The organism is Acetatifactor sp. (genome assembly GCF_982438285.1).
The window spans coordinates 1-2,641 of record NZ_CEWDFQ010000391.1 but is presented as its reverse complement, the minus strand read 5'-3'; the positions used below and the strand labels follow the sequence as shown (position 1 = coordinate 2,641).

3 protein-coding genes are annotated in these 2,641 nt (G+C 47.1%); all 3 read left to right on the top strand.

Translation table 11 applies throughout. The annotated features are described in order from the left end of the window. The first annotated feature begins 81 nt into the window (after nt 1-81). Nucleotides 82-1,191 (top strand): 3-dehydroquinate synthase, encoded by a 1,110-nt coding sequence (gene aroB / locus AC1WIP_RS14360; RefSeq protein ID WP_481142471.1) that lies wholly within the window; start codon nt 82-84, stop codon nt 1,189-1,191. After that, the gene (gene lspA, locus AC1WIP_RS14355; RefSeq protein ID WP_481142470.1) at nt 1,184-1,720 is read left to right on the top strand and encodes a signal peptidase II; all 537 of its coding nucleotides are present in this window, start codon (nt 1,184-1,186) and stop codon (nt 1,718-1,720) included. Before aroB ends, lspA begins: the two co-directional genes overlap by 8 nt. Before the next feature lie 15 nt (nt 1,721-1,735). Then, nucleotides 1,736-2,641: RluA family pseudouridine synthase (locus AC1WIP_RS14350; RefSeq protein ID WP_481142469.1), on the top strand; the 906-nt coding region annotated here is incomplete at its 3' end.

Genomic DNA, 2,641 nt, shown 5'->3' with positions numbered 1-2,641 from the left:
GGATTATAGTGCATGAAGAAAACTTCCCCCTGTATGGAACGGGGAAGTTTTTTGCAGAAAATACGAAAAGGGAAAGAAAAAATGGCACAGAGATTACCGATTCTTTACAATAAAAAACCATGCTATGATATTGTATTTGCCCAGTCCTTTGAGGGGCTGTGGGAGGAGCTTTCCTTGCTTGGCTGTGCGGAAAAGCGGCTCTGTATCGTCACGGATTCCAAGGTGGACGAGCTCTACGGAGATGAGGTCAGGGATCTTTTAGAGGGCCGGTGTCTCAAAACCGCAAAGTTTGTGTTTCCTCAGGGAGAGGAAAATAAGACGCTGGACACTGTAAGGACGCTGTATCGCTTTCTGATTGAGGAAGGCTTTGACAGAAAGGATATGCTTCTTGCACTGGGAGGAGGCGTTGTGGGCGATCTGGCGGGATATGCAGCAGCCACTTACCTGCGGGGAATTGATTTTGTGCAGATTCCCACCACACTGCTTTCACAGTGCGACAGCAGCATCGGGGGAAAGACAGGAGTGGATTTTGACGGTTATAAAAACATGGTGGGAGCCTTCAAGATGCCGAGGCTGGTGTACATGAACCTGAGCGTTTTGCAAACTCTGGATGACAGACAGTTTTTTTCCGGCTTTGCAGAGGTCATGAAGCACGGGCTGATAAAGGACGCGGTGTTTTATGAATGGCTGATCGATAAAATGTATGAAATCTGCGAGCGCGATCTGGACACTCTGGAGGAAATGGTAATGAGAAGCTGCGCAGTAAAGAAGCTGGTGGTGGAAAAGGACCCTACGGAGCAGGGAGACAGAGCGCTTTTGAATCTGGGACATACCATCGGTCATGCCATTGAGAAGGCAAAGAATTTTGAGCTTTATCACGGCGAATGCGTGGCGCTGGGAACGGTTGCGGCCGCTTATATTTCATGGAAGCGGGGTATGCTTTCCATGGAGGAATATTATGAGATCAGGGATATGTTTGTTCCCTTTTATCTTCCCATCACTGTAGAGGGAATTGATCCCCAGGAGATTCTGCGGCTGACCAAATCGGACAAGAAAATGAGCGCAGGGAAAATTCGGTTTGTATTATTGAAAAAAATTGGCAAGGCAGTGATTGACCATACTGTAACCGATGAGGAAATTCTGGAAGCCGTAAGGGAAATCTATTTTAGCGAAGAGGATGCACATGAGTAAAAAGAGTCATAAGAGAGGAAAGATTCTGCTTTTGGACGCTGTGGTAGCTGCAGTGCTTTTTGGCATTGACCAGTTTACGAAGTATTTGGCGGTGCTTCATTTAAAGGGAAATGAGCCTTATGTCCTCATTGACGGAGTGCTGGAGCTGCAATATCTGGAAAACAGAGGGTCTGCCTTTGGGATGCTTGAAAATCAAAAGGTATTTATTCTTTTTGTGGGCATTGTATTTATGGCAGTGATTCTGTTTTTCCTGTTTAAGCTTCCCAGCGAGAAAAAATTTAATATTGTTCATATTCTGCTGTCCTGCATTATTGCGGGCGGCGCAGGCAATATGGCGGATCGTTTCCGTCTTGACTATGTGGTGGACTTTATTTCCTTCGTTCTGATCAATTATCCTATTTTTAATGTGGCGGATATTTATATTGTATTGTCAACCATTGGTTTGTTTATTCTATTCTTGTTTGTATTTAAAGAAAAGGATCTGGAATTTTTAAGCTTTAAGCAAAACCGTTACAGAGAGATGAAATAGGGAGAGGAAGCTTCCATGGATGAATTACGCTTCCAGATAACAGAGGAGATGGAAGGAGAAAGGCTTGACAAGTGTATGGGGATGCTTCTGGATTCCCTGTCACGCTCCTTTCTGCAAAAATTAATTAAGGATGGCCAGGTTTTGGTAAACGGGGAGACTGCAAAAGGCAGCTACCGGGTAAATGCGGATGATGAGGTTGCTTTTTTTCTTCCAGCGTCGGTGGAACCGGATATTCTGCCGGAAAATATCCCCCTTGATATTCTTTATGAGGACAGTGATCTGATTGTTGTGAACAAGCCAAAGGGTATGGTAGTGCATCCAGCGGCAGGACACTACAGCGGTACGCTGGTCAATGCGCTGATGTATCACTGCGGAAAGGAATTGTCAGGCATTAACGGGGTGATGCGGCCAGGGATTGTGCACCGTATTGATAAAAACACCACCGGTTCCGTGATTGCCTGCAAAAATGACAGAGCCCACGCCTCCATTGCAGCCCAGCTGAAGGAGCATACCATAAACAGGCGCTACAGGGCTGTCTGCTTAGGGGTCCTGCCGGATGACCAGGGTGTGATTGATGCGCCCATAGGGCGCCATCCCACAGACCGAAAAAAAATGGCAGTAAATGTAAGAAACGGAAAACGGGCGGTGACCCATTTCCGGGTGCTGGAGCGGTTTGCGGGGTACACCTATATCGAATGTGTGCTGGAGACGGGAAGAACCCATCAAATCAGGGTGCATATGGCAAGCATCGGCCATCCCATTTTGGGGGACGATGTGTATGGTCCGAGGAAATGTCCCTTTTCCCTTCAGGGGCAGACGCTGCACGCCAAGACCATAGGCTTTCAGCATCCCTCCACTGGACAGTATCTGGAGATAGACGCTCCCCTGCCGGAATATTTTCAGCGCCTGTTAACCTTACTG